General features: G+C 66.1%; 3 protein-coding genes. 2 read left to right on the top strand and 1 reads right to left on the bottom strand.

Annotated features, from left to right (window positions below; translation table 11 throughout):
- Positions 1 to 980 precede the first annotated feature (980 nt).
- On the top strand, positions 981 to 1,529 hold the full coding sequence (gene ppa / locus ACYQ2W_RS25685; RefSeq protein WP_459873818.1) for an inorganic diphosphatase: 549 nt from the start codon (positions 981 to 983) through the stop codon (positions 1,527 to 1,529).
- Positions 1,530 to 1,764: 235 nt separating this feature from the next.
- Here ppa and ACYQ2W_RS25680 read toward each other — a convergent pair whose 3' ends face one another.
- Positions 1,765 to 2,895, bottom strand: coding sequence for a PP2C family protein-serine/threonine phosphatase (locus tag ACYQ2W_RS25680; protein WP_459873816.1), 1,131 nt, complete (start codon positions 2,893 to 2,895; stop codon positions 1,765 to 1,767).
- A 231-nt stretch (positions 2,896 to 3,126) separates the two neighbouring features.
- On the opposite strand from ACYQ2W_RS25680, the gene ACYQ2W_RS25675 reads away from it, so the two are divergent.
- Complete coding sequence (locus ACYQ2W_RS25675) at positions 3,127 to 3,408, top strand: hypothetical protein (protein ID WP_459873814.1); 282 nt, start codon at positions 3,127 to 3,129, stop codon at positions 3,406 to 3,408.
- Positions 3,409 to 3,456: the final 48 nt, after the last annotated feature.

Here is a 3,456-nt window from a genome sequence, read left to right as displayed (position 1 = left end):
GTCTCCGCCGAACCTTCCGAATGGGGTGTTCCGTTCGGAAGGATCCTCATGGCCGCAAGCCCGCTGCTTTCGTTCGCGTCGGCGCGGTAGCGCCGACCTACGCCCCCCATAGCGCGACAGTTCTTGTCACCGGCCGCGTCCCCCGCCATCGGCACGGCAACGCCCCGCCGTAGGTTGGCGCTACCGCGCCGACGCAAACGGGGGCAGCGACCTTTCGCCGTCTCCGCCGAACCTTCCGAATGGGGTGTTCCGTTCGGAAGGATCCTCATGGCCGCAAGCCCGCTGCTTTCGTTTGCGTCGGCGCGGTAGCGCCGACCTACGCCGCCCCCATAGCGCGACAGTTCTTGTCACCGGCCGCGTCCCCCGCCATCGGCACGGCAACGCCCCGCCGTAGGTTGGCGCTACCGCGCCGACGCAAACGGTGGCAGCGGCCTTTCGCCATCTCCGCCGAACCTTCCGAATGGGGTGTTCCGTTCGGAAAGTTCCTCATGGCCGCAAGCCCACTGCTTTCGTTTGCGTCGGCGCGGTAGCGCCGACCTACGCCGCCCCCAAAGCGCGACAGTTCTTGTCACCGGCCGCGTTCCCCGCCATCGGCACGGCAACGCGCCCGCCGTAGGTTGGCGCTACCGCGCCGACGCGAACGGGGGCAGTGGCCTTTCGCCGCCTCCGCCGAACCTTCCGAACGGGGTGTTCCGTTCGGAAGGATCCTCATGGCCGCAAGCCCGCTGCTTTCGTTCGCGTCGGCGCGGTAGCGCCGGCGTACGCCGCCCGCACCCCATCGCCTGACAGGCGAGGAATGTCGCAACAGTTAACCCAGACATGGCCACGAAAAAGAGTAGATCGCCTTCATGCCCTTCGTTCCTCTTCATGGCAAGAAACGTTGAAAACGGCGGGGCCGTTCACGAACTCCCGACCCGTGCCGTCAATAGCCGGTATAATCCCCACCCTTTCCCACGATTCACCGCAGCAGAGGTAAGGACATGAACCTGGACCGCGTCAGTTCCGGCAAGGACGTGCCCAACGAGATCAACGTCATCATCGAGATCCCCGCCCACTCCGACCCCGTCAAGTACGAGGTGGACAAGGAGACCGGGGCGATGTTCGTCGACCGTTTCATGAGCACCGCCATGCACTACCCGTGCAACTACGGCTACGTCCCCCACACCCTTTCCAAGGACGGCGATCCGGTGGACGTGCTGGTGGTCACCCCGGTGCCGCTGATCCCCGGCTCGGTGATCAGCTGCCGGCCGGTGGGCGTGTTGAAGATGACCGACGAGTCGGGCGACGACGCCAAGGTGCTCGCCGTCCCCGTCTCCAAGCTCTGCCCCTCCTACGCCAAGACCACCGACATCGACGACATGCCGAAGATGCTGCTCGACCAGGTCGCCCACTTCTTCGAGCACTACAAGGACCTGGACGAGGGGAAGTGGGTCCGCGTCGACGGCTGGGGCGGCATCGAAGACGCCAAGCGGGAGATCATGGACTCGGTGGCGATGTTCCAGAACGCACCCGAGAAGCCCCACTTCTAAACGTTTCGGCCCCGCCAAGCGGGCGCCTTGAGGCGCCCGCTTGGCGGGGCCGAAACGTTTAGAAGCATTGGGTAGAGAGGGTGGATCGCGGGACCAACGTGGGCCTTCCGATACCGCGTTCTTTTGTCGGGCAGCCGTACCCGCCGCGGCGTTGAACCCCACTTTATCGCTGGTACCGACGGAGAGGCCGCGGCGGGCACGGCCCGCCCTATGGGAAACGCCCGGCGTTCCACCGTCAACAGAGCAGCTCCAGCAGAGAGATGTCGTCGTCCTGCGGGTGATTGCCGCGGAAACGGGCCAGGGCATCGACGATGGCGCTGAAGAACCCCGCCGGCTCTCCCTGCAGGCATCCCTCCAGACGCTCCGGCCCGAACAGCGCCTCCTCCCCGTTACGCGCCTCGATCACCCCGTCGGAGTAGAGGAAGAGACGGTCGCCACGCCCCACCCGCAACCGCTCCACCTCCGGTGCCAGCCCCTTGCTCCCCACCACCCCCATCGGCAGGTTGCGCGAAACGATCCGCTCGACCCGCCCGTCGGCAACGCGATAGAGCAGCACGTCGGGGATGCCGCCGCTCCACAGGGTCACCTCCAACCGCTCCGGCACGTACTCCACCACGGCGGCGGCGAAGAACATCCCGGTGGGCAGCACCTCCCGCACCGCATCGTTGAGCCCGCTCACCATCGTCTCCACCCCCGCCCCCTCGGCCACCAAACGGTGGAACAACTGGGAGACCGGCAGCGCTCCCATCGCCGCCGACAGGCCGTGGCCGGTAAAATCCCCCAGGAGCAGATACTGATGGCCGCTTTCGGCCCGGTCGGCGAGCAGCAGATCGCCGTTGGAGATGGCCGCCGGCTCGGAGAGGAAACGGATGTTGTGGGCCTCCACCCGCCCGCGCCGCAGGATCCGGGTGAACACCCGTTCGGCCAGCTCCTGCTCGCGCAGCAGCCGGTTCTCGTGGCGCCGCAACTCGTCGCGCTGGGCCTGGAGCGTACGATAGAGACCGCACACCCGGCGCAGCGCATCGATCTTCGCCAGCAGGATCACCCGGCTGTAGGGCTTGGTCAGAAAGTCGTCGCCGCCGAACTCGACGCAGCGGGCCAGCGCCTTCTCGTCGTGCACTGCGGTGAGAAAGATCACCGGCACGAAACGCTCACCGGCTGCGGCCTTGATCGCGCGGGCCGCCTCGTAGCCGTCCATCTCCGGCATCATCACGTCCATCAACACGATGTCGGGCTGCACCGCCTCGAACCGCGCCACCCCCTCGCGGCCGTCGGCGGCCAGGTGGAGTTCATACCCCTCACCACGAAGAAAGCGCTGGAGCAGGGTGCGGCTGTCTTCGTCGTCGTCGACGATCAGGATCTTCAAGGACTGGCTCAATACCGGGGAGTCCATCGAACACTCACAAAAAGACCTTTGCGGCTACCGGATCGTCATTTGAGGCCCGCGAAAGAATAACTTCCTGAGGCCGCCCTCCCATTCGATCCCTCATAGCCCGACAAGCTCCTGGAAGCGTGGCTGACGTAACACCCTGTCGCCACATGGGGTCCCCCTTACCCACAACCAACGCATCATTATTATCAGGTTCTATAGCTCCCGATGCCCAACGGGTCCACCCATCTGCCGCTATTGCTTATCTCGCTGGTCGCCAAGCTGCTCTCCGCCTTCGCCGGCGGGGGCGACGCCGGTCTGCTCCAACTGCCCGGTGCTGATCTTTCTCGGCCTCCCCTTCGGTGCCACCCTGCGCCACCTGCGTGCGGACTGCCCGGCGTGATCACCGGCGTGGAGATGGCCCGGCGCTGCATCCCGCTGCTCGACGAGCGCCGTCGGGGTATCCGGACGAAAGGCGGCTTCGTTCCGCACGGCGCCCGCGGGTCATGACGCTCCGCGTCGTTCCCCTGGTTATGACGCTCCGCGTCGTAACCGACC

The sequence above is a fragment of the Endothiovibrio diazotrophicus genome (assembly GCF_054657215.1).
This window is presented reverse-complemented; position numbering and strand designations above follow the sequence as displayed.

Excerpts from the sequence above, each read along its gene's own strand:
- ppa (WP_459873818.1), top strand. The coding sequence starts at position 981 with ATGAACCTGGACCGCGTCAGTTCCGGCAAGGACGTGCCCAACGAGATC.
- ACYQ2W_RS25675 (WP_459873814.1), top strand. The coding sequence starts at position 3,127 with ATGCCCAACGGGTCCACCCATCTGCCGCTATTGCTTATCTCGCTGGTC.